Origin of the sequence: Nonomuraea sp. GTA35, from assembly GCF_041950525.1 — a bacterium.
GTDB lineage: Bacteria > Actinomycetota > Actinomycetes > Streptosporangiales > Streptosporangiaceae > Nonomuraea.
Window position 1 is genome coordinate 725,408 of the sequence record NZ_JBGNUV010000004.1, and the last position, 22,142, is coordinate 747,549.

General features: G+C 71.2%; 21 protein-coding genes and 1 pseudogene. 8 read left to right on the top strand and 14 right to left on the bottom strand.

Annotated elements, in window-relative coordinates; all coding sequences use genetic code 11:
* Nucleotides 1-1,383, bottom strand: a complete 1,383-nt coding sequence (locus tag ACBJ32_RS21820; protein ID WP_375128251.1) for an LVIVD repeat-containing protein — start codon at nt 1,381-1,383, stop codon at nt 1-3.
* Nucleotides 1,384-1,482: 99 nt separating this feature from the next.
* On the bottom strand, nt 1,483-2,880 hold the full coding sequence (locus ACBJ32_RS21825) for an LVIVD repeat-containing protein (RefSeq protein WP_375128252.1): 1,398 nt from the start codon (nt 2,878-2,880) through the stop codon (nt 1,483-1,485).
* Nucleotides 2,881-3,043: 163 nt separating this feature from the next.
* On the opposite strand from ACBJ32_RS21825, the gene ACBJ32_RS21830 reads away from it, so the two are divergent.
* Nucleotides 3,044-3,676, top strand: coding sequence for a DUF305 domain-containing protein (locus ACBJ32_RS21830; protein ID WP_375128253.1), 633 nt, complete (start codon nt 3,044-3,046; stop codon nt 3,674-3,676).
* A gap of 286 nt (nt 3,677-3,962) precedes the next feature.
* Nucleotides 3,963-4,127, top strand: a pseudogene (locus tag ACBJ32_RS21835) (helix-hairpin-helix domain-containing protein); the annotation flags it as partial.
* A gap of 69 nt (nt 4,128-4,196) precedes the next feature.
* Here the strand turns inward: ACBJ32_RS21835 and ACBJ32_RS21840 are convergent.
* Entirely contained in the window at nt 4,197-5,351 is a 1,155-nt protein-coding gene (locus ACBJ32_RS21840) for an epoxide hydrolase family protein (RefSeq protein WP_375128254.1), read from the bottom strand.
* 43 nt (nt 5,352-5,394) lie between these two features.
* On the opposite strand from ACBJ32_RS21840, the gene ACBJ32_RS21845 reads away from it, so the two are divergent.
* Nucleotides 5,395-6,363, top strand: coding sequence for a helix-turn-helix transcriptional regulator (locus ACBJ32_RS21845; protein WP_375128255.1), 969 nt, complete (start codon nt 5,395-5,397; stop codon nt 6,361-6,363).
* Between the two features lie 131 nt (nt 6,364-6,494).
* On the opposite strand, the gene ACBJ32_RS21850 is transcribed toward ACBJ32_RS21845, so the two are convergent.
* Together ACBJ32_RS21850 and ahcY are read right to left on the bottom strand one after the other, a co-directional pair.
* Nucleotides 6,495-7,730, bottom strand: a complete 1,236-nt coding sequence (locus tag ACBJ32_RS21850) for an adenosylhomocysteinase (protein ID WP_357873277.1) — start codon at nt 7,728-7,730, stop codon at nt 6,495-6,497.
* A gap of 189 nt (nt 7,731-7,919) precedes the next feature.
* The gene (gene ahcY, locus ACBJ32_RS21855) at nt 7,920-9,347 is read right to left on the bottom strand and encodes an adenosylhomocysteinase (RefSeq protein WP_375128256.1); all 1,428 of its coding nucleotides are present in this window, start codon (nt 9,345-9,347) and stop codon (nt 7,920-7,922) included.
* 103 nt (nt 9,348-9,450) lie between these two features.
* Here ahcY and ACBJ32_RS21860 point away from each other — a divergent pair, with 103 nt between their 5' ends.
* Nucleotides 9,451-9,795 carry a MerR family DNA-binding transcriptional regulator gene (locus tag ACBJ32_RS21860; protein ID WP_357873272.1) on the top strand — a complete coding sequence of 115 codons (345 nt, stop codon included), beginning with the start codon at nt 9,451-9,453 and terminating at the stop codon, nt 9,793-9,795.
* Nucleotides 9,796-9,838: 43 nt separating this feature from the next.
* Here the strand turns inward: ACBJ32_RS21860 and ACBJ32_RS21865 are convergent, their stop codons facing one another.
* The 5 genes from ACBJ32_RS21865 to ACBJ32_RS21885 are packed head-to-tail and all read right to left on the bottom strand — an operon-like array spanning nt 9,839 to nt 13,850.
* Nucleotides 9,839-10,771 (bottom strand): cation diffusion facilitator family transporter, encoded by a 933-nt coding sequence (locus ACBJ32_RS21865; protein WP_375128257.1) that lies wholly within the window; start codon nt 10,769-10,771, stop codon nt 9,839-9,841.
* Between the two features lie 49 nt (nt 10,772-10,820).
* Nucleotides 10,821-11,927: an SIS domain-containing protein gene (locus ACBJ32_RS21870; protein ID WP_375128258.1), complete on the bottom strand. Its 1,107-nt coding sequence runs from the start codon at nt 11,925-11,927 to the stop codon at nt 10,821-10,823.
* Complete coding sequence (locus ACBJ32_RS21875; RefSeq protein WP_080042874.1) at nt 11,924-12,091, bottom strand: Trm112 family protein; 168 nt, start codon at nt 12,089-12,091, stop codon at nt 11,924-11,926. Before ACBJ32_RS21875 ends, ACBJ32_RS21870 begins: the two co-directional genes overlap by 4 nt.
* A complete protein-coding gene (locus tag ACBJ32_RS21880; protein ID WP_375128259.1) occupies nt 12,088-13,437 on the bottom strand; it encodes a phosphomannomutase/phosphoglucomutase in 1,350 nt (449 codons plus the stop codon). Before ACBJ32_RS21880 ends, ACBJ32_RS21875 begins: the two co-directional genes overlap by 4 nt.
* Nucleotides 13,438-13,481: 44 nt before the next feature.
* A complete protein-coding gene (locus tag ACBJ32_RS21885; RefSeq protein ID WP_080042876.1) occupies nt 13,482-13,850 on the bottom strand; it encodes a DUF3499 domain-containing protein in 369 nt (122 codons plus the stop codon).
* Nucleotides 13,851-14,230: 380 nt separating this feature from the next.
* Between ACBJ32_RS21885 and ACBJ32_RS21890 the strand changes: the two genes are divergently transcribed.
* Nucleotides 14,231-14,590 carry a metallopeptidase family protein gene (locus ACBJ32_RS21890; RefSeq protein ID WP_357873261.1) on the top strand — a complete coding sequence of 120 codons (360 nt, stop codon included), beginning with the start codon at nt 14,231-14,233 and terminating at the stop codon, nt 14,588-14,590.
* Nucleotides 14,591-14,681: 91 nt separating this feature from the next.
* A complete protein-coding gene (locus tag ACBJ32_RS21895) occupies nt 14,682-15,065 on the top strand; it encodes a VOC family protein (protein ID WP_375128260.1) in 384 nt (127 codons plus the stop codon).
* 150 nt (nt 15,066-15,215) lie between these two features.
* Here ACBJ32_RS21895 and ACBJ32_RS21900 read toward each other — a convergent pair whose 3' ends face one another.
* On the bottom strand, nt 15,216-15,455 hold the full coding sequence (locus tag ACBJ32_RS21900; RefSeq protein WP_375128261.1) for a hypothetical protein: 240 nt from the start codon (nt 15,453-15,455) through the stop codon (nt 15,216-15,218).
* 236 nt (nt 15,456-15,691) lie between these two features.
* On the opposite strand from ACBJ32_RS21900, the gene ACBJ32_RS21905 reads away from it, so the two are divergent.
* Both ACBJ32_RS21905 and ACBJ32_RS21910 read left to right on the top strand, forming a co-directional pair.
* Nucleotides 15,692-16,519, top strand: coding sequence for a methyltransferase domain-containing protein (locus tag ACBJ32_RS21905; protein WP_375128262.1), 828 nt, complete (start codon nt 15,692-15,694; stop codon nt 16,517-16,519).
* 73 nt (nt 16,520-16,592) lie between these two features.
* On the top strand, nt 16,593-17,216 hold the full coding sequence (locus ACBJ32_RS21910) for a TetR/AcrR family transcriptional regulator (protein WP_375128263.1): 624 nt from the start codon (nt 16,593-16,595) through the stop codon (nt 17,214-17,216).
* Nucleotides 17,217-17,295: 79 nt separating this feature from the next.
* Here ACBJ32_RS21910 and ACBJ32_RS21915 read toward each other — a convergent pair whose 3' ends face one another.
* From ACBJ32_RS21915 to ACBJ32_RS21925, 3 genes are all read right to left on the bottom strand, one after another.
* Complete coding sequence (locus ACBJ32_RS21915; protein ID WP_375128264.1) at nt 17,296-18,603, bottom strand: DUF5719 family protein; 1,308 nt, start codon at nt 18,601-18,603, stop codon at nt 17,296-17,298.
* A complete protein-coding gene (locus tag ACBJ32_RS21920; RefSeq protein ID WP_375128265.1) occupies nt 18,603-21,761 on the bottom strand; it encodes a glycosyltransferase family 2 protein in 3,159 nt (1,052 codons plus the stop codon). The genes ACBJ32_RS21915 and ACBJ32_RS21920 overlap by 1 nt, the downstream gene beginning before the upstream one ends.
* A 114-nt stretch (nt 21,762-21,875) precedes the next feature.
* A complete protein-coding gene (locus tag ACBJ32_RS21925) occupies nt 21,876-22,136 on the bottom strand; it encodes a WhiB family transcriptional regulator (RefSeq protein WP_020546325.1) in 261 nt (86 codons plus the stop codon).
* Nucleotides 22,137-22,142 lie beyond the last annotated feature (6 nt).

Sequence of the window (22,142 nt, forward strand, 5' to 3'; positions counted from 1 at the left end):
TCAGCCGTGCCTCCGGCCGTGGTACGACTCCTGCGTCTGGGTGTTCAGCCGCTCGGTACGCACGTACCTGGCGCTGTCGGTGAGCGGATCGTTGATCTTGATGACGTCGAGGCCCTCGTGGAAGTCGGCCCCGTAGATGTAGCCGTTGTAGTAGTAGGCGGACCAGATGCCACCGCCGCCGCCCGCCGCGCGGGGACCACGCTCGAAGTAGCCGATCTCCCTCGGGTTGGCGGCGTCGGTGAAGTCCCAGATCGACACCCCGCCCATGTACCAGGCCTGCACCATGATGTCGCGGCCCTTGACGGGGATCAGCGAGCCGTTGTGCGCCACGCAGTTCTCGCTGTCGGCCTGGTGGCGCGAGATCTTGAAGTAGCTCTTGAACACGAGCTGCCCCTTCACGATCTCGTAGATGGCGTCCGCCCCGCGGTTCGGTCCGGTGGCCTCGTTGCAGGTCGCTCCGCCGCCGCCGCCGAGCTCGTCGGTGAAGACGACCTTCCTGGCGTCGTTGCTGAAGGTGGCGGAGTGCCAGAACGCGAAGTTCGGGTCGGTCGTCCTGGCGGTGACCTGGGGGTTCAGCCGGTCGCGGATGTCGAACAGCACGCCGTCACCCATGCACGCGCCCGCGGCGATGTCCTTCTCGGCGTAGACGGTGATGTCGTGGCAGCCGCTGGTCGGCAGGAGCAGGCCGGGCTGGGTCTCGTTGCCGCCGTCGGGGAAGACGACCGGGGTGGCGGCGACCGCGGCGCCGGCCGGGTCATGAAGCGGCACCTTGATGATCGAGATCTTGTCGTGCGGCGGCATGCAGTCGGGGAAGTTGTCGGCCGGCTGGTACGACGACACGTAGATGTAGACGTTCCGGTGCCGGTCGCGGCCCTTGCCCGGCACCAGGGTCAGGGTGTGGGAGCCGCAGTTGGTCTCGACCGACTTGATGTAGCGCGGGTTGGCCTTGTCGGAGACGTCGAAGATGCGCACGCCCTCCCACGACTCCTTGATCGAGGCGCTCTGCCCGGTGCTGCTGCACGAGTCGTTGTTGCGGGAGGAGTCCACGGCCGCGAACAGCAGGTCGCCGTAGACGCTGACGTCCATCTGGGAGCCGGGGCAGACCACGGAGCTGACCGGCCTGACCTTCCTGGGGTTCCTGATGTCGTAGATGGAGAAGCCGCCGTAGTTGCCGACGTAGGCGTAGTCGCCCTGGAAGGCGAGGTCGGTGTTGATGGTGCCGGCGATCGGGGCGGGCTTGGGGACGTTCAGGACGTGCGTCACGTTGGGGCTGGTGACCACGGTGTCGGGCGGCGGGATGTCGGCGGCCTGCGCGGGCATTCCGGCCAGCGCTAAGACGGCTGCCGCCGCGACCATGACGATGGAACGGCGCTTCAGGGACACTCGGGAGCCTCCTTGATCACGTTCTGACGAGTGTGAACGTGCACGTGGGATGCGGAACACAGAAGGGTGCGGGCCCCGATGGGAGCTCCGCCGCACGATCTACCCGTGGCCGTGCCCGCGCTCGGGGTACGACGCCTGCGTCTGCGCGTTCAGCGAGCGCATCTTCACGCCGTTGGCCTGGTTCGTCCGCCAGTCGTTGATCTTCAGCACGTCCAGGCCCTGGTGGAAGTCGGAGCCGTAGATGTAGCCGTTGTAGTAGTAGGCGGACCAGAAGCCGCCGTACAGCGGCCCGGCGGTGTTGTCGGGGCCGCGCTCGAAGTAGGCGATCTCCTTCGGGTGCGCGGAGTCGGTGAAGTCCACCACCGAGATCCCGCCCTGGTACCACGCCTGCACCATGATGTCGCGGCCCTTGACCGGGATCAGCGAGCCGTTGTGCGCCACGCAGTTCTCCGTGTCGGCCTGGTGCCGTGCGATCTTGAAGTAGCTCCTGAACTGGAGCTGCCCGCCGACGATGTCGTAGTAGGCGTTGGCGCCCCGGTTCGGCCCGATGGCCTCGTTGCAGGTCGCCCTGGTGCCGCCGCCGAGCTCGTCGGTGAAGATGACCTTGGTGCCCTCGTTGTTGAAGGTGGCCGAGTGCCAGAAGGCGAAGTTCGTCTCGTCACGGACGGTCGCGGTGACCTTGGGCTGCTCGGGGTCGCGGATGTCGAGCAGGATGCCCTCACCCATGCACGCGCCCGCGGCGATGCCCTTCTCCGGGTAGGCGGTGATGTCGTGGCAGCCGGCCGTGGCCGTCTTGCCGTCCGGGTAGGGCAGCGGGACGCCCGGGTACCCGCCGTCGGGGAACAGGTTCGGCGTGGCGATGACCGAGGCCGCGGCCGGGTTCCGCAGCGGCACCTTGATGATGGAGATCAGGTCGTGCGGCGTCTTGCAGTCCGGGTAGGTGTCGCTCGGGCCGTAGGAGGAGATGTAGAGGTAGACGTTCTGCCGCCTGCGGTCGGGCACCAGCGTGTGCGTGTGCGAGCCGCAGTTCGTCTCGACCGACTTGATGTACGTCGGAGCGGCCTTGTTCGAGACGTCGAAGATCCGGATGCCCTCCCACGACTCCTTGATCGTGGCGCTCTGCCCCGTGCTGCTGCACGAGTCGTTGTTGCGCGAGGAGTCGACGGAGCCGAACAGCAGATCGCCGTACACGCTGACGTCCATCTGCCCGCCGGGGCAGACGACGGAGCTGACCAGCGAGGTCCTCTTCGGGTTCCTGATGTCGTAGATCGAGAAGCCGAAGTAGTTGCCGACGTAGGCGTAGTCGCCCTGGAAGGCCATGTCCGTGTTGATGTCGGACAGGGCTTGGGGCTTGGGCACGTTCGTGACGTGCTTCATGTTGGGGCTCATGACGATCTCGCCGGGAGCCGGGATGTCCGCAGCCTGGACGGGGGCCGTCACGCCCACGCACGCGGCGAACGCCGCCACCAGGATGAGGGCTTTGCGGGGGGTTAACACCTAACCTCCAATAAAGGGGGCGTAAATCTACGCAATCCTCACCCCTTCCGGCCTCGCCGACCAGCGTCCAACATGTCAAATTTTGTTGCGATTCGACCTCTTTCAATTAGTACGGTTTTCACCTAGAGTGCGCATGCTGTACCCCGTTCAGTCAGGAGGCTGAGTGCGCGCTGCGCTCGTCGTCGTGGCCCTTGCCGTCGCCGTGTCGGGTTGCAGCTCCGGCACGACCCCGCAGGCCCCCAGGGCCGACTCCTCGGCACCGGTGATCGCCCCCGGCCGCCCGGGTGAGCAGGCGAGGACCCTCTCCCCCGAGGAGGCCGCCACCGCCGTCCCCCCGGCCACCGCCAACGCCGCGGACGTGACGTACGTCCAGAACATGATCGTCCACCACCGGCAGGCCGTGGACATGGCGCTGCTCGCCCCGAACCGCGCCGAATCCTCCAAGCTCAAGAACCTGGCGGACCGGATCCAGGACGTGCAGGGCCCCGAGATCCAGTACATGTCCACCTGGCTGCGGGAGCAGGAGCAGGCGGTGCCCGACCACCACGGCCGCCACGACGGCATGCCGGGGATGGCCACGCCCGAGCAGTTGGCGGCGCTGAAGGCGGCCCGGGGCAAGGAGTTCGACCGGCTGTTCCTGCAGCTCATGATCGACCACCATCTGGGCGCCATCGAGATGTCGAAGCAGGTGCTGACCGGCGGGGCGCACATCAAGATCGAGGAGCTGGCGTCCGACGTCAGCGTGGAGCAGGCGGCCGAGATCCGCCGCATGCAGGAGATGCAGACCGCCCCCTGAACCTCTGAACCCCCGGGACCGGCCCTCGCCGGACCGCCCGCCGACCGGCCGGTCCTCGCAGTGCCGGCCCCTGATCCCCGCTCGTCGCCGGACCTCCGATTCCTGCAAGCCGCGCCCGGAGCGCCCCGCATACCGTCGCCTGCATGAGGACGAGCAGTGACCGGAACGTGCTGCTGCGCGAGCTGACGCCGGAAGCCGTCGAGGCCATCGCCGCCCTGGCCGGGCCCGGGTCGCCCTTCGTCACCGAGCCGCGCCAGTTCGGCGGCGCCTACGCGCGGACCCGCTCGACCTGTACGAGCGGATGTCGGCCGCCGGCGGCAAGCGCGAGGACCCGTGCCTGCTCGACACCGTCATGTCCGCCGTACGCCAGGCCGAGGGCGAGCCGGCCCTCCCGTGGTGGCACTACACCGCCGAGCGCAAGCGCCTGCTGGCGCAGAACCCGGCGCCCTGAGGCCGGCGGGAGCACAAACCACGCACCGGCCTGGCCGCTCGCCCCGCGCCCGGGCCGCGCCCCCAAGGGTCATCGCAGGGAGCGGAAGAAGGCCCGGATGTCGTCCACGAGCAGGTCGGGTGCCTCCATCGCGGCGAAGTGGCCGCCCCGGTCGAACTCCGACCAGTGCACGACGTTGTGCTCCCGCTCGGCGATCCGGCGGACCCCCGCGTCGCCGGGGAAGACGGCGACCCCGTGCGGCAGCGCCGAGTACTCGGCCACCGCACCCCATCCCTGCTGACCCTCCTTGTAGAGGCGGGCGGCCGAGGCCGCCGTCCCGGTGAACCAGTAGATGCTCACGTCGGTGAGCAACTGGTCGCGGTCCACCGCGTCCTCGGGCAGGTCGCGGGCCGGGTCGGTCCACTCCTTGAACTTCTCCACGATCCACGCGAGCTGGCCCGCGGGCGAGTCGTGCAGCCCGAACGCGAGAGTCTGCGGCCGGGTGGCCTGGATGATCGCGTAGCCCGCCCCGTCCTGGTCCTGGTACTGGTCGAGGCGTGCCAGCTCGGCGGGGGTCAGCCCGGCGAGCTCCGCCGGGTCGCCGGTGGGGAACCCGAGCGCGCCGTTGACATGCACGCCGATCACGTTCTCCGGGACGGTACGGCCGAGCATCGGCGAGATGACCGAGCCGCTGTCGCCGCCCTGGGCGCCGTAGCGCCGGTAGCCGAGCCGGTCCATGAGCTGCGCCCAGGCCCGCGCGACCCGCTGCAGGTCCCAGCCGGTCTCGGTGGTGGGCCCCGAGAAGCCGAAGCCGGGAATCGACGGGGCGACGACGTGGAAGGCGTCGGCGCGGTCGCCGCCGTGCGCCGCCGGATCGGTGAGCGGGCCGATGACGTTCAGGAACTCGGCGACGGAGCCGGGCCAGCCGTGCGTGATGATCAGCGGCAGCGCGTCGGGCTCGGCCGAGCGGACGTGCACGAAGTGGATGTTCTGGCCGTCGATCGGGGTCGTGAACTGCGGGAAGGCGTTCAACCTGGCCTCGGCGGCACGCCAGTCGAAGCCGGTGCGCCAGTGATCGGCCAGCTTCTTCGCATAGCTCGTGGGGACCCCGTAGGACCAGCCCACCCCGGGCAGCTCGTCCGGCCAGCGGGTCGCCGCCAGCCGGGCGTGCAGGTCGTCCAGCTCCGCCTGCGGGATGTCGATACGGAAGGGGTGGATTCGCGCGTCTTCGGTCATGTCCCTCATGCTAGGAACGGGTTAGGACAGATCCGGTCCTAGGATGGACGTCATGTCGGAGACTTCGGCGCGCCTGCTGCGGCTGCTCTCGCTGCTGCAGACCCCCCGCGACTGGCCGGGCGCGGAGCTGGCCGAGCGGCTCGGCGTCTCGCCCCGCACGATCCGGCGCGACATCGACCGGCTGCGCGAGCTCGGCTACACCGTGCACGCCACCGCGGGCGCCCCCGGCTACCGGCTGGGCGCGGGCGCCGGGCTCCCGCCGCTGCTGCTCGACGACGACGAGGCCGTCGCGGTCGCCATCGGGCTCGGCACCGCCGCCGTCTCCGGCGTGGCGGGCATCGAGGAGACCTCGCTGCGCGCCCTCACCAAGCTCGAACAGGTCCTGCCGTCCCGGCTCCGGCACCGCGTCGGCAACCTGCGGTCGGTCACGGTCCCGCTGGCCGGGTCCACGGCCTCGGCCGTCGACCCGGCCGTGCTCACCGCGATCGCCGCGGCCGTGCGCGACCGGGAGAGCCTGCGCTTCGACTACCGCTCCCACGACGGCGCCGAGGACGTCCGCACCGCCGAGCCGTACCGGCTGGTCAACTCGGGCCGCCGCTGGTACCTGGTGGCGTGGGACACCGGCCGGACCGGCTGGCGCACGTTCCGCGTCGACCGGCTGCGCCTGCACACGCCCAACGGGCCCCGCTTCACGCCCCGCCGGCCGCCCGGTGACGACCTCGTCCGCTACGTCTCGGGACGGATCTCCGTCGACCCCTACCGCTACCGCGGCCGCTTCACGGTGCACGCCTCCGCCGACGTGGTCGCCGCCCGGATGCCGCCGACGATGGCGGTGGTCGAGCCCGACGGCGACGACGCCTGCGTCCTCAGCACCGGATCGAACTCCCTCGACGAGCTGGCCATGTGGGTCGCGCAGCTCGGCGTTCCGTTCGAGGTGCACGAGCCGCCCGAGCTCGTCCGGCACATCCGCGACCTCGGCGCCCGCCTCACCGACGCGGCCCGGGATCACCTGTCCGCCTGACGGCTCCTCGCCGGCCCAGGGCGGCGCGGGCGCGCCCCGTTCGCGCCGCACGACTCCTCGCCGGTCCGGGGCGGCGCGGGCGCAGCCGCACGGCTCCCCGTAGGAGCCGGGCGCACCCGCCGCACGGCTCCCTAGGAGCCCATCCGCCAGGAGTGCAGGTACTCCTCCTGCTCGGCCGTCAGCAGGTCGATGCCGATGCCGGTGGCGGCGAGCTTGAGCCTGGCCACCTCGTGATCGATCTCCTCCGGCACGTCGTAGACGCCGGGCGCGAGATTCGCCCGCTCCCCGACGAGCCACGCCACCGCGAGCGCCTGCGCGGAGAACGACATGTCCATGACGGCCGCCGGATGCCCCTCGGCGGCGGTGAGGTTGACCAGCCGCCCCTCGGCCAGCAGCAGCAGCCGCCGCCCGTCGGGCATCACGTACTCGTCGGTGTTGGGCCGCACGCCCCTGTGCACCTCGTGGGCCATCTCGTCCAGGGCCCGCACGTCGATCTCCACGTCGAAGTGCCCCGCGTTGGCCAGGATGGCCCCGTCCTTCATCACCGACAGGTGCTCGGCCCTGATCACGTCGCGGTTGCCCGTCACGGTGACGAACAGGTCGCCGAGCAGCGCGGCCTGCGCCATCGGCCGCACCTCGTACCCCTGCAGGGTCGCGTCCAGCGCCTTCACCGCGTCGATCTCGGTCACGATCACCCGCGCCCCGAACCCCTTGGCCCGCTCGGCCACCCCGCGCCCGCAGTACCCGAATCCGGCCACGACCACGGTCCGCCCGGCGAGCATGGTGTTGGTGGCCCGCATGATCCCGTCCAGCGTGGACTGGCCGGTCCCGTACCGGTTGTCGAACATGCGCTTGGTCCGGGTGTCGTTCACGGCCACGACGGGGAACCGCAGCGCCTCCTCGGCCGCCATCTGCCGCAGCCGGATGATCCCGGTCGTGGTCTCCTCGCACCCGCCGGTGACCCCGTCGAGCAGGTCCGTGCGCTCGGTGTGCAGGATGTTCACCAGGTCGCACCCGTCGTCCAGGACGAGCTCGGGGCCCAGGTCGAGCGCCTGGTGGATGTGCCGGTAGTAGGTCGCCCGATCGACCCCGGCGCGGGCGTGCACCGCGATCCCGTAACTTCTGAGCGCGTCGGCGACGTCGTCCTGCGTGGAGAGGGGATTGGAGGCGGCCAGCGCGATCTCGGCCCCGCCCGCCTTCAGGGCGCCCAGCAGCACGGCGGTCTCGGCGGTGACGTGCAGGCAGGCCGCGATCCTCAGCCCGTCGAGCGGCCGTTCGAGCGCGAACCGCTCACCGATCGCCGTGAGCACCGGCATCGAGCGGGCGGCCCAGGAGATCTGCCGCTCACCGCTTTCACTGAGGTCCATGGCCAACCTTAAACCGAAGAAGACGGCCGAGGTCACGCTCGTCACGGCGCCCGGCCCGTGAGCCTTCACGACCGGCCATGACGGACGGAGGTGACGTCGGCGCGTGCGGGTGACCCCGGCTTGCCGTAAGAAGAGGGAAAGGGGAAAGCTCCGAGAGGCGAGCAGCAACCTCTCGGAGCTTGATCTTTCTCAGTAACGGTAGTGGTCGGACTTGTAGGGGCCCTCGACGTGGACGCCGATGTAGGCGGCCTGCTCCTTCGTCAGCTCGGTGAGCTTCACGCCCAGCGCGTCGAGGTGCAGGCGGGCGACCTTCTCGTCCAGGTGCTTGGGCAGCGTGTACACGCCGATCGGGTACTCGGAGGTCTTGGTGAACAGCTCGATCTGCGCGATCACCTGGTTGGTGAACGAGTTGGACATGACGAAGCTGGGGTGGCCGGTCGCGCAGCCCAGGTTCATCAGGCGGCCCTCGGCGAGGACGAGGATCGAGTGCCCGTCGGGGAAGACCCACTCGTCGACCTGGGGCTTGATGTTGTTCCTGACGATGCCCTCGGTGCGGCCCAGGCCGGCCATGTCGATCTCGTTGTCGAAGTGGCCGATGTTGGAGACGATCGCCTGGTGCTTCATCTTCGCCATGTGCTCGGCGGTGATGATGTTGAAGTTGCCGGTGCAGGTGACGAAGATGTCGGCGATGCCGACGACCTCGTCCAGCGTGGTGACCTGGAAGCCGTCCATGGCCGCCTGGAGCGCGCAGATCGGGTCGATCTCGGTGACGATGACGCGGGCGCCCTGGCCACGCAGCGCGTCGGCGCAGCCCTTGCCGACGTCGCCGTAGCCGCAGACCACGGCCACCTTGCCGCCGATCAGCACGTCGGTGGCGCGGTTGAGGCCGTCGATGACGGAGTGGCGGCAGCCGTACTTGTTGTCGAACTTCGACTTGGTGACCGAGTCGTTGACGTTGATCGCCGGGAAGAGGAGCTGGCCGTTCTTGTGCATCTCGTAGAGGCGGTGCACGCCGGTCGTGGTCTCCTCGGTGACGCCCTTGATGCTCTCGGCGATCCGGGTCCACTTCTTGTCGGCGCCGACCGTGCGGGTGAGCAGGTCGATGATGACGTGCCACTCCTCCGGGTCCTCGGCCGTGGCCGGGGGCACGGCGCCGGCCTTCTCGTACTCGGCGCCCTTGTGCACGAGGAGGGTCGCGTCGCCGCCGTCGTCGAGGATCATGTTGGGGGCGTCGCCGTCAGGCCAGGTGAGCGCCTGCTCGGTGCACCACCAGTACTCCTCCAGCGTCTCGCCCTTCCAGGCGAACACCGGGACGCCCTGCGGGTCGTCCACCGTGCCGTTGGGGCCGACGACGACCGCGGCGGCGGCGTGGTCCTGGGTGGAGAAGATGTTGCAGCTCACCCAGCGCACCTCGGCGCCGAGGGCGACCAGCGTCTCGATGAGGACGGCCGTCTGGATCGTCATGTGCAGGGAGCCCATGATCTTCGCGCCGCGAAGGGGCTGGGAGGCCGCGTATTCCTTGCGGACCGCCATGAGGCCGGGCATCTCGTGCTCGGCGAGCCGGATTTCCTTACGGCCGAAGTCGGCAAGTGAAAGGTCTGCGACCTTGAAGTCCATCGGGTTTCCCCTCGCGTCACTGATGGTTGTCGCCGACGAGTCTAGGCGGCGCTCGTACGAGGACGCATCTCATGAGGGGCTAACCTGACGTAAGAATGTAAGAATGCGCATCACGGAAGCGGCCAAGCGGCTCGGAATGTCCCCACGAATGCTCCGGTACCGGGAGGCGCTCGGCCTGCTCCCGCCGGTGCGCGAGCAGGGGGCGCACCGGCGTTTCGGGCCCGAGGAGCTGGCCGCCGTGGCTCAGGGGGTGGAGCTGGAGAAGCAGTTCGACGTGTCGCCCGCGGAGCTGGCGTTCGCGCTGCGGGTGCTGAGCGAGCCGGCCGTGGCAGCCGCCGTACGCGACCTCGGGGTCCGCATCGGCCGTATCCAGGTGCCCCGCCGCGCCCTGGACTTCGAGAAGGAGAAGGCGCTGCGCCTGCTCCGCCCCTCCAGCGGCGCCCGCTGAACGGGCGGCGGCACGCCGAGCGCGCCGCCGCCCATCCGGCCGGTCAGCCGGAGGCGGAGGTGCTCTCGAGGCGGTCCAGGTCGGGCTCCAGGTAGATCACGCGCGCGATCGGCACGGCCTCGCGGATGCGCCGCTCGGCCTCGTCGATGCCGTACGCCACCTCGGCCGCCGTGTCGTTGTGCTCGACCGCGATCTTCGCGGCCACCAGCAGCTCCTCCGGGCCCAGGTGCAGCGTGCGCATGTGGATGACGCGCGACACCTCGGGCGCCCCTTCGAGCGCGGTCCTGATCTGCTCCTCCACGTCGGGCGAGGCGCCCTCACCGACGAGCAGCGACTTGGTCTCGATGGCGAGCACGACCGCGATCACGGCCAGCAGCACGCCGATCATCAGGGTGCCGATGCCGTCCCAGACACCGTCGCCGGTGACGACCGCCATCGTCACACCGAACAGCGCGAAGATCAGACCGAACAGCGCGCCCAGGTCCTCCAGCAGGATGACGGGCAGCTCGGGGGACTTGGAGCGGCGGATGAACGCCACCCACGACTGCTTTCCGCGCACCGCGTTCGATTCGATGATCGCCGTACGGAACGAGAACGTCTCGGCGATGATCGCGAAGATCAGCACCGCGAACGCCCAGATGGGCGCCTCCACCTTGTGCGGGTCGGAGATCTTGTGCACGCCCTCGTACAGCGAGAACGCCGCGCCGATCGTGAACAGCACCACGGCCACCACGAACGCGTAGAAGTACCGCTCGCGCCCGTAGCCGAACGGGTGCTCCTTCGTTCTGGCCCTGGCCGCCCGCTTGCCGCCGACCAGCAGCAGCACCTGGTTGCCCGAGTCGGCGACCGAGTGAATGCCCTCCGCCAGCATCGAGGAGGACCCGGTGAAGAACGCTGCCACGAATTTGGCCACGGCAATGGACAGGTTCGCGACCAAGGCCGCAACGATTGCTTTTGTTCCGCCGCTCGCGCTCACCGGTCTACTCCAGTCATAAAGATCACCTACAAAGGCCTGATAGAGGATCCTATTGGGAAATCCTCGCCTTTACCTCAGTGATCGCTGACACAGAGGTCGGATCGATGTCATAACCCAGGGCCAGATAGGTGCTCGCATAGTCGCCGAGCCCTATGAGGCTCGCCATCCGCTCCAGCGGATGCTCCCCCTCGGCCGTCAGTTCGGTGACCGGCACGTCGCGCTCGCGTGCCAGCCGCAGCGACGCCTCGCGCCGCCGCGTCACCTGAGGGTGCTCCTCGACATCGCGCAGGACGACGAGCCTGAGCGTGCGGACCGCCGCGTCGGCGAAGATGTCGCGCTCGGCCATCGGCCCGTCGAGGACCTCCACCTGATGGTGGCCGGCCTCGGGCAGCTCGCCGTGGATGGCGGGATACTTCGCGTTCGCACCGAGCTGGCAGACCAGCCGGTACGCCGCCACGGACGCCGCCGGAGACGACCCCCAGACCATCGGCACGCTCTCGGCCAGGTCCATCGCCAGCGACTTGCCCGGATTGATGAACGACTCGCTCGACGGACGGCACCGGTGCGCCATGTCCTCCAGCAGCCTGGCCACCCGTTCGAACAGGTCGGCCTCCACCGACACCAGCCGCAGCGCCGCCGCCGCCACGATCGGGGGGATGCTCAGCAGCCACAGGTTCGCCCTGGACTGGCCGGTGACCGGCACCGGCACGTAGACGGCCGACGCCTGGGTGGCGATGGCCTCCAGCGGGGAGCCGGGAGCGCCGACGCCGAGCAGCGTGCAGCCGCGCCGCACCGCCTGGGTGGCGACCGCCAGCGTCTCCTCGGTGGTGCCCGAGCCGGAGACGGCGATGACCAGGTCCGTGGCCCCCACCCAGCCGGGGAGCTGGTAGGAGCGCAGGGTCACGATCGGCAGCGGCGCGCCGTTGCCGACGACGGCCGCCAGGATGTCGCCGGCGATGGCGGAGCCGCCCATGCCCGCGACCACGATGGCGCGCGGGCGCCCGTGGTCGGCCAGGCGATCGAGGCGGGCCTCGACGGCGGTGCGGTAGCCGGTGCGTACGTGCGCCGCGGAGGCCGCGACGGCCGGAAGCATGCCGCCAGGATCGCCCTCGCCGAGGTGACGCTGGTCGTCAAGCCGCTCCGGCTCCCAGGTCACGGTTTCCTGGCCTCGTCGACGAGCAGGACGGGAATGTCATCCCGGACCGGGTAGATCAGGCCGCAGCCGGTGCAGACGAGCTCCTCCGCCTCGTTCTCCGCCCGCAGCGGGGCCTTGCACGCCGGGCAGGCGAGGATCTCCAGCAGCCAGTCGTCGATCTTCAATCTGACACCTTTCCCACAATGGCGAGGACCTCGTCCCTGATCGCCGTCATCTTGCTCTCGTCGGCCGCCTCGGCGTTCAGCCTGAGCAGCGGCTCGGTGTTGGAGGGCCGCAGGTTGAACCACCAGCCGGACCCGCTCACGGTCAGCCCGTCGAGCTCGTCGAACTCGCCGCGCCCCGCGAACGCCTCCCGCACCCGCCGCAGCGCCTCCGCCTGATCGGACACCGTGCTGTTGACCTCGCCTGAGGCGTGGTAACGCGCGTAGGACTCCACGACCTGCGACAGCGGCCGCTCCTGCTCCCCCAGCGCGGCCAGCACGTGCATGGCGGCCAGCATCCCCGAGTCGGCGAACCAGAAGTCCCTGAAGTAGTAGTGGGCCGAGTGCTCACCGCCGAACACGGCCCCCGACCTGGCCATCTCGGCCTTGATGAACGAGTGGCCCACCCGCGTGCGCACCGGCACGCCGCCGTGCTCGCGCACGATCTCCGGCACGCCCAGCGAGGTGATCAGATTGTGGATGATCGTCGCACCGGGGTACTTGGCCAGCTCGCGCACCGCGACCAGGGCGGTGATCGCCGACGGCGGGACCGACTCGCCCCGCTCGTCGATCACCCAGCACCGGTCGGCGTCGCCGTCGAAGGCGAGCCCCAGGTCGGCGCCGCTGTCGATGACCGCCCGCTGCAGGTCGAGGAGGTTCTGCGGCTCCAGCGGGTTCGCCTCGTGGTTGGGGAAGGCGCCGTCGAGCTCGAAGTAGAGCGGGGTTAGCTCGATCGGCAGCCCCTCGAACACGGCGGGAACGGTGTGACCGCCCATCCCGTTGCCCGCGTCGACGACCACCTTCAGCGGCCTGATGCCGCTCAGGTCGACCAGCCCGCGCAGGTGGTCGGCATAGCCCTGGAGCAGGTCCTTCTCGATCACGGAGCCGGTGGGCGTGGCCGTCACTCCGACCAGTTCCGCCGCCCTGTCGCGGATCTCCGCCAACCCCGTGTCACCGCCGATCGGCACCGCGCCCGACCGGCACATCTTCATGCCGTTGTAGCGGGCGGGGTTGTGGCTGGCGGTGAACATCACCCCGGGCAGCCCCAGGCTGCCGCTGGCGTAGTAGAGCAGGTCGGTCGAGCCCAGCCCGGCGTGCACCACGTCGGCACGGCGCGAGCGGGCGCCCCTGATGAAGGCCTCCGCCAGCAGCGGGGACGACTCGCGCATGTCATGCGCGACCACCACCGACTGGGCCCCCGTCACCTCGACGAACGCCGCTCCCACAGCCTCGGCGGTCGGCTCGTCCAGCTCGTCGGGCACAACCCCGCGAACGTCGTACGCTTTGAAGATCTTGGCGAGGTCGCCCACTCTCCAGCTCCGCCCCTCGGTCGTTTCCGCCGTACAGGACGAGCCTACCGGTCGCGGTGCTGCTGGGCCGATCTCAGGACGCGCAGGTGCCCGCGGCGGCTCACCTCGACGCCCTGCCCGACCGGCTCACCTCCACCGGACGACGTGGGCCGCGCGGCCTCCCTGACCGCGTTGGCCAGCGCTTCGAGATCGTCGGAGCTGGGCGAGGCGCCGTCCGTCGGCAGCCGCACCACCTCCCAGCCGCGGGGGGCGGTCAGCCGCTCGGCGTGTTCGGCGCACAGGTCATAACAGTGTGGCTCCGCGTACGTCGCCAGAGGGCCGAGAACAGCGGTCGAGTCGGCGTATACGTACGTGAGCGTGAAGACGGCAGGCTGGCTGCAGGCGGTGCGGGAACAGCGGCGGACGGGGCTCACGGAGGGACCGTATCTGGTAAGAGTGCGAGGCGCCACTACCTGAGCGCTCTTAACGAGCGTGTCGCCACAATTCGGACACCTGTCGCAGCGTTTCCACCCACATGCCCCGAACCCTCCTCCCCTTGCTCCGGTACCACCTTCCCCGGCTTCCCCACCTGTTGACCTGCCCAATCCTCCGCACCACCCCGATCTTGCCCGCGACGCTCTCGGAGAGCGGGGAGGCGACCCCGTGCCACCACCTCGATCTGCCCCGGCGGCGCTCCTGAGGATCGGCGAAGCGGCCCCGTACACTTGCACACGTGATACCCAAGCGCGGTCCCAGACGGCGCGATCGCCACGGTCGCGGCCTCCGCGGCCCGCTCGCCCCTTCCCACGTCCCCATGGCCAAGTCCCGCAGCGAACGCTTCGACGACCTGGTGCTCGACGCGGTCGACCGCCTCAGGCCCCGCTGGGAGAGGCAGCTGTCGGCGGTGGAGTTCGCGGTGGAGGACGTCCCGCCGCTGAGCGAGCTGGGTGACGGCCCCCGCCTCAACTCCGACCCGATACCCTTCGGCCGCGCCGACGCCGCCACCGGCCAGTCCCCCGCCTCCATCGTGGTGTACCGCCGGCCGCTGGAGGCCCGCGCCCGGGACAGGGACACGCTGGGTGCGATGGTCCACGACACGGTGGTGGAGCAGGTGGCCACGCTGCTGGGCCTGGCCCCGGAAACCGTGGACCCGGGCTACGACGACCGCCGCTAGCCGGGTTCCCCCGGGTTTTCTCCGGTCCGCCGCGATGAGTTCAGGACGATCCACGAGTCCAACTCGGCGAGCAGACGACAGGAGACTCAAGATGAGCGAGCGAGTGGACGCAGCGATCACCGGCATCAGGACCGTCGGCGTCCCCGTCACCGATCAGGACCGTGCCGTCGCCTTCTACGTGGACGTTCTGGGCCTGGAGAAGCGCCTGGACGCCCCGGTGGAGCAACTCGGCGGGCGGTGGATCGAGGTGGCGCCGGCGGGGGCCGCGACCTCGATCGCGCTCGTCCCCGCAGGCCCGGAGGCGAAGGCCGGCGTCGAAACGGGCATCCGGCTCTCGGTGCCGGACGCGGCGGCGCTGCACAAGGAGCTGGTGGAGCGCGGGGCGGAGGTGGGCGAGCTGCTGCGCTGGCCGGGCGTGCCACCGATGTTCAGCCTGCGGGACCCGGACGGGAACGGGCTGGAGGTCGTGGAGTAGCCACGCGCGGTGCGGTCTCGGGGGGCGCATCGGGATGGGACCCGCGTCGCGCCCCTCGTACGCGCCCCGATCACCTCACGTGAAGAGGCGGCCCTCTGCGGGCGCTGGTCGCGCTCGCGGAGGCCGCCCCACGAATCGGCGTTGCCCCTGTCAGAGCGTGAGACAGCCCACGAGCGGGACTTCCGGCGGGACGACCACGGCAGCGGCCGGGTCGGCGACCGTGCCGGTGGTGCAGTTGGTCATCAGGATCGGATCCACCTTCTGGGCCGACTCCAGGACCGCGAGCTTGGCGGGATCTATCACGGCGTGCGCGGCTGGGGCAGGCAGGATCAGCCCGGCTGCAGCGGCGATCACCCCGGCGACGGCGATCCTACGGGGGGATGTCTGCACGAGAACCTCCTCGATGTGGCTACGGACTATCACCCTCCGCCACCACCTCGGCGTGACACAAGGTAGCCAATAGTTACGTTGAGTTATCCCCGGCGTGGTGCATCTCTGGCCTCACCGGTCACCCCATCCTCACCACACTCCCGGCGTGCGGCAACGGCGCCGCCGGTTGACGGGGGCCTCTCGGCGGCCCATTATGAACACAGGTTCATGAACAGTCGTTCACACAGGGAGTGCCGATGGCAGCGATCGTCAACACCGAGCAGGCGAAGGCGTGGAACGGGTACGAGGGCCGGCACTGGGCCGACAACCATGACCGCTACGACGCCACGAACAGCGGTTTCAACGAAGCCCTGCTGGAGGCGGCGGGGATCGGCGACCGCGACCGGGTGCTCGACATCGGCTGCGGGAACGGGCAGATCACCAGGCTCGCCGCCCGCAGCGCCCGGCACGCCGTCGGAGTGGACCTGTCGGAACCGATGCTGGCGCGGGCACGATCGGTGGCCGCCGCCGAGGGCGTCCGGAACATCGCGTTCGAGCGGGGCGATGTCCAGGTCCACCCGTTCGAGGCGGGCTCGTTCGACGTGGCGGTCAGCCGGTTCGCCGTGATGTTCTTCGGCGATCCGGTCGCCGCGTTCGGCAACGTCGCAAGGGCGCTCCGGCCCGGCGGCCGCCTCGCCTTCGTGACGATGAAGGACCCGCACGGCACGGACCTGGGCACGATCCTGGCGGCCATCAGCGGGCTCCTGCCCGGCTGGCGTCCGGCCTCCGCACCGGATCGTTCGGGCCCACTCTCCCTCGCCGACCCCGACCGGATCCGCGAGGTGCTCACGCGGGCGGGCTTCGGGAACATCACGGTGACACACGCGGAAGCCATGGCCGAGCTCGGCAGGAACGCCTCGGACGCGGCCGAGTTCTTCAGCGGCTGGGGCCCCGTCCAGCACCACCTCGGCGGCGCCGATCCGGCGCCGGTCCGCACGGCCCTGGAGTCGGCGTTCCGGAACTTCGAGGACGGGGACGCCGTCCGCCTCCGCAACGCCGCCTGGCTCGTGCGGGCCGACCGCTGAGCAGGAGATCGAGCCGGCCGAGCGCGACGGCGGCGGCGTACGGCATCGCGCTCCCCCTCGATACGGTGTCCTGGTGTCACCGAGAAAAGCGCCGGCACTCCACGGGACCGACCTCACCCTGCGGGACCACCTGGTCGCCACGGCCGCACGCCTGATCGCCGAACGCGGCACCGCCGGCCTGACCGTCCGCGCCATCGCCCGCGAGGCCGGCGTGGCCGACGGGGTGCTCTACAACCACTTCGCCGACAAGGAGGAACTGCTGGCGCTCGCCGTGCGCGCGCACATCCGCGCGGTGGGACAGGGCATGGGCGAGCTGCCCAGACCCGGCCACGGTCCCGTCCGGGAGAACCTGCGGGCCCACATCGCGTACGGCCTCGCGTTCCACAAGGCGGTGCTGCCCGCGTTCGCCGGGCTGATCGGCCGGCCGAAGGTCCTCGACGCGTTCACCGCCAGCGGCGTGCCAGGAGAGGACTGGCGCGATCAGCTCCACGGATATCTGCGGGCCGAGGTCGAGCTGGGGCGGCTCGCCCCGGACGCGAGGGTGGACGCGGCCGTGGCGATGATCGTCGGGGTCTGTCACGAGACGGTCCTCACGGGGCTGCTGTACGACGCCTCCGCCCCTCAGGACCTGCCCGTCGAGTTCGTCGATGACCTGGTCAGCGCCGTACTGGACGGCATCGGGCAGGCGCGGGCGTGAGCTGGGGCGGGGTCGTGCGCAGCGGCCCGAGCCCCCCGCGGGGTGCGGTTCCCTCCGGACCTCCCCAGGCCCACCCGGTTCAGGGCACGACCACGTCGTAGGTGTGGGTCAAGGGCGGGAGCATCGTGAACATCCGGGCCGGGGCCAGGGGCTGGGTGGTGAGGAGGACGCCCGTTCGCCGGCGTTCCTCCACCAGCCTGCTGCCGTACACCTCGCCCGCCACCGGCGTGACGACCACCGCGTAGTCGCCCTTCGCCTTCAGCTTCACCGCCCGCGTCCGGCCCGCCGGGATCTCCACCTCGAACGGGGCTTGCGCCGTCCCCTTTCCCGGCACCACCTGGACCCGTACCTTGCCGGGCTGCGTCCCGAGCGCCGTCAGCAGCAGTTGTGACCCCGTGGCGTTGCGGGCGACGGCGCTGCCCAGGGCCAGGGACGGGGTGCCGGCGGTGAAGGCGACGTCCGGGCGTTCGCCAGTGCCGGTGGCGATCAGGCCGGCGACGATCGGGGTCCGCGAGGTGAGGACCAGGGCGGCGGCGGAGCCGGCCACGCCCGTGGTGATGTCCAGGGCGGTCACGCTGCCCGCCGGTACGTCCAGCGTCTCCCGGCCCTTCATCGCGTACTCCGCGTCCTCGGTCACCGCCTTGATCTCCACGACGGCGTCGGCGTCGCCGGGGGCCGCCACGAGAAGCCGGCGCAGGCCACCGCCTCCCGGGATGCCCGGTACGACCACGCGGGTGGCCGGCGGGGCGGCCGAGGGGAGCCAGTCCACGCCGCCCGTCTCCGGCGTCGCCCTGGCCGCGACCGCGACGCGGCCGAACGTGGTGGTGACGCTCACGGCCATCACGTCGGCCGACGGCGCCAGCGTCCTCAGGTCGATCTCCCTGTGCTCGCCCGGCGCGATCTCCAGGCCGAGGCCGGCCTCGCTGGAGATCCTGCCCTCCGCCGCATAAACCTGCACGTCCGCCAGGGCGGGCGCCTTGTCGGCGTTCGTGAGGTGGAGGCGCACGCCGGCGTTCGCCGGGCCGGGGCCCACCAGCCACGTCTCCGGGGCGGGCTCCGTGCAGCGGACCCCGGCCAGGCCGCGCGCGGTGCCCGCGGTCGCGCGGGTCAGGTAGCCGGCCTCCAGGCCGCCGGGGCCCCTGGTCACGTACGGCCTGCCGTTCTCCATGGTCTCGCCGTTGAGCGTGCCCGGCAGGAACACGTTGACCTGCTCCCCCTTCGTCCCCGGGCACACCGCGGTGACCGACTCCACGGCGACCTTGCGCGGCTGCGCGGGAGCGGGCGGGGGGACGGCGGGCCTGGTGAGGTAGGCGATGCCGTACATGGCCGCCAGGGACACGATGACCAGCGCCAGCAGGCCGAACCTGTTCTCCACGAACCTCTTCATCACGCACCCGCCAGTGCCACGGCGGGCGTGTCGGCGGGTTCGGGCCGGCGGCGGCCCGGGGAGGCCAGGAGGGCGGCCACCAGCAGCAGCGCGCCCTGCGCCCACAGCCACACCGTGTGCAGGACGCTCACCGGCCGGGCGGGGACGCGGGTGACCGGCTCGGCCAGGCGCCACAGGCCGCCGCCGGTGTCCGACAGGCTCATGCGTTCCAGGGAAGGCTGGGAGTCGAGGGTCCTGGCCAGGTCGGGCGAGACCGGGGGCGCCACGGCGACCATCGCGATGCCCTGCGCGGCCAGCGTGGCGGCGTCGCCGCCGCGACCGCCGACGAGGCCCTGCACGGCCGCGCCCAGCCGGTCCCGGACCTGGGCCGCGACGGGCAGCTCCGCCTCGCCGATCAGCGGCGTACGCCCGTGCAGCACCGCGAACCCCGATCCCTTGATCACCAGGGTGCGCTCCCCCTGCGTCGTACGGGCGGCGGCGAGCGCGGGCAGCACGTCCCTGGCGTCGCCCACGAGCGGCCCGCGCACCCCGCCGGCCACCCAGTAGCCGGCCGCCAGCAGCGGCGTGCTGAACGCCACCACCACCATCGCCGTCGCCCCCACCCGCCGCAGCCCGCCCCCGGCGCGCAGTTCGGCGAGCCGGTGGGCGGTCAGGCCCACGAGGACCACCAGCCCGGTCCCCGCGATGGCCAGCGGCACCCCCGGCCACGCCTTCGCCCCCTCGACCGTGATGCGGCTGACCAGGACGCCCGCCAGCACCCCGTACAGCGCGACGCCCCAGCCGATGGCGACGATCAGGCGCTGGCGGCGCATGAGCAGCGCGGCCAGCGCCGCCGCCACCAGGCCCGCCGTCACCCAGAACGGCGGCAGCCCCGGTCCGCCGGGGCTGAGCGCCAGCAGGGATTCGGGGGCGAGGGACGGGTCCACCAGGGCGGGGTCGTGCAGGCCGGCCTCCAGGAGGAGCCTGCCCGGGTCCGTCACCAGACCGGCCGTCCAGGGCAGCAGCAGCACCGGCGGCACGGCCAGCGCGATCGCCATGGACACCAGCACCTCACGGCTCACCCGGCCGCCCGCTCCCCTGCCGCTGCCGCCCTTGCCTGCCCTGCTCAGGACGCCGCCGCGGGCTCGGCCTCGCCGGCCACCGGCCCGTTCACGCCGATCGCCACCGCCGCTGGCGGGGCTGGTGACGGTGCTGGTTGCGACGCCGGACCCGAAGCCGGTTGCGGTGGCGGTGGCGGTGGCGAGACCGATGGCTGGGGCGGGCGTGAAACCGGAGCCGGGGCCGGTGGCGGGCGTGAAACCGGGGGCGGTGGCGAAGGTTCCAGACGGTGTGGCGGTGCCCGAGGTCGTGGCGGCGTCCGAGGCGGTGCTCGTGGCGTCGGCGACGGCCCCGCCCTGGCGGCGGGCGCCGGCGACCAGCCCGCCGAGCCCGACCGCCCCCAGCACCCCCAGCACCGCGAACAGCGGATACACCAGCGGCACGAACGCCATCCCGACCGCCAGCCACAATCCCAGCGCCCAAGCGGCCCGCCGGGCCCGCCGCCGGTCAGGAGCCAGCAGGAGGATCCCGAGCAGCCAGGCGTACACGGGAAGCAGCACGAACACCACGGCCGTCCCCAGCCGCCCGCCCGAGACGGCCCCCGTGGCGACCGGCAGCAGCGCGTACGTCCCCGCCGCCCAGGCCCGGGCGGGCACGGACGGGATGAGGTGCCGGGTGGCCAGGTACGCGGTGGCGCCGGCCAGCGGCACGGAGCCGAGCAGCAGCACGGAGACGGCCAGCCAGGTCTTGCCGAGGGCGAGCGTGGAGAGGGCGGCGAGCACGGCCACGTACGGCGGCGCGGGCGCGGTCGAGCCGAGCCCCACGTCGTGGAAGCCCTCCAGGTAGAACGCCCACAGGTCGGCGGCGCCGCCCGTCACGGGCACCAGTGCGCCCCCGCCGAGCCGTTCACCGCCCAGCAGCGACCGCTCGGACAGGAGCGAGACGACGGTCAGCGCGAACATGAGGATGACGCCGGGCCGGCCGACGAAACGCTGGAAGGCGCCGGTGTCGGACGGCGGGACGGCGTCCTGCTCCTCGCCGTGGGCCGCGTGGTGGTGCTGGCCGGCGGCGTCGACCGGCGCCTCGCCGGCGAGGAAGCTCTGCACCATGTCGGTGAGGCGCCGATAGGCCGCACCCCGAGGGGTCATAAGCCGCTTTATGCGGATATATCCCTTCTTGCGGCCATGGCTGCGGGCCCGCCGCGCCCGCAGCAGCCTGAACGGGTGCACCAGGACCGAGGCCATGGCCACGGCCTCGTCCAGCGCGTTCGCGGGCTGCTTGCTGACGATGAACAGCAGCGTGCGGAAGAAGGAGCCGAGCACGTTCCGCAGCAGCGCCCACATCATCGCCATGAACGGCAGGTTCGCCATCACCACGAAGATCGCGTTGCGCCGGTCGAGGCGGCGCGGGTGGTCGCCGCTGACCGTGATGCGCCGCCGCCTGCGGGCCGCCGCCTCGGCGTGCCAGGCCACGGCGGAGGTCACGTTCAGCACCTTGTGGCCGGCGTTGCGCACCCGCCAGCACAGGTCGAGGTCGTCCCTGAACAGCGGCAGGAACGGATCGAGCCCGCCCGCGCTCTCCCACACGTCCCGCCGGATCAGCATCCCGGCCGTGGACACCGACAGGACCTCCCGCGTCCCGTCGTGCTGTCCCTGGTCGAACTCGCGCGGCTCCAGCCCCGTGTCCCTGCGCCCGGTACGGCCGACGGTGACGCCGATCTCCAGCAGCCGCCTGCGGTCGATCCAGTCGAGCAGCTTGGGGCCGAGCACGGCGGCCTTGGGATCCTGCTCGGCCGCGCTCAGCAGCATCTCCAGCGCGCGCCTGTCGGGGGCGCAGTCGTCGTGGAGCAGCCAGATCCACTCCTCGCGCCCGGTGGGCGGCAGCCGGTCGAGCGCCTTGGCGACCGACTCGCCGAAACCGGTGGAGCGGGGCAGGGAGATCAGGTTGCCGGGGCCGAGCGTCTGGCCCAGCAGGTCGGCCGAGCCGTCCCTGCTGCCGTTGTCGACGCCCGCCACGCGGTCCGGCCTGCGGCTCTGGTTGATCAGCGCGCGCAGGGTCTCCCCGAGCCAGCGCGCGCCGTCATGGGCGACGACGATCGCGGTGACGTAGGGACGGGACATGGGTGGGTGACTCCTGGGGGGAAGATCAGGCGGGCCCACCATACATGTGCAAGCCGTTCAGGAGATGCGAAAAGGGTCACACGGCTCCCCGCGTGACCCCTTCCCCCCTTATCACTACACCGCCTGGCGCTTGATCCGTCTGCGCTCCCGCTCGGACAGCCCACCCCAGATGCCGAACCGCTCATCGTGCTCGAGTGCGTATTCCAGGCACTCGGCACGAACCTCGCACGATCGGCAGACCTTCTTGGCCTCTCGGGTGGAGCCGCCCTTCTCCGGGAAGAACGCCTCCGGATCAGTCTGCGCGCACAACGCACGCTCCTGCCAGCCGAGTTCTTCAGCGTCAAGCTGATCCTGTGCGATGACCGGATCGGTCACTGCACA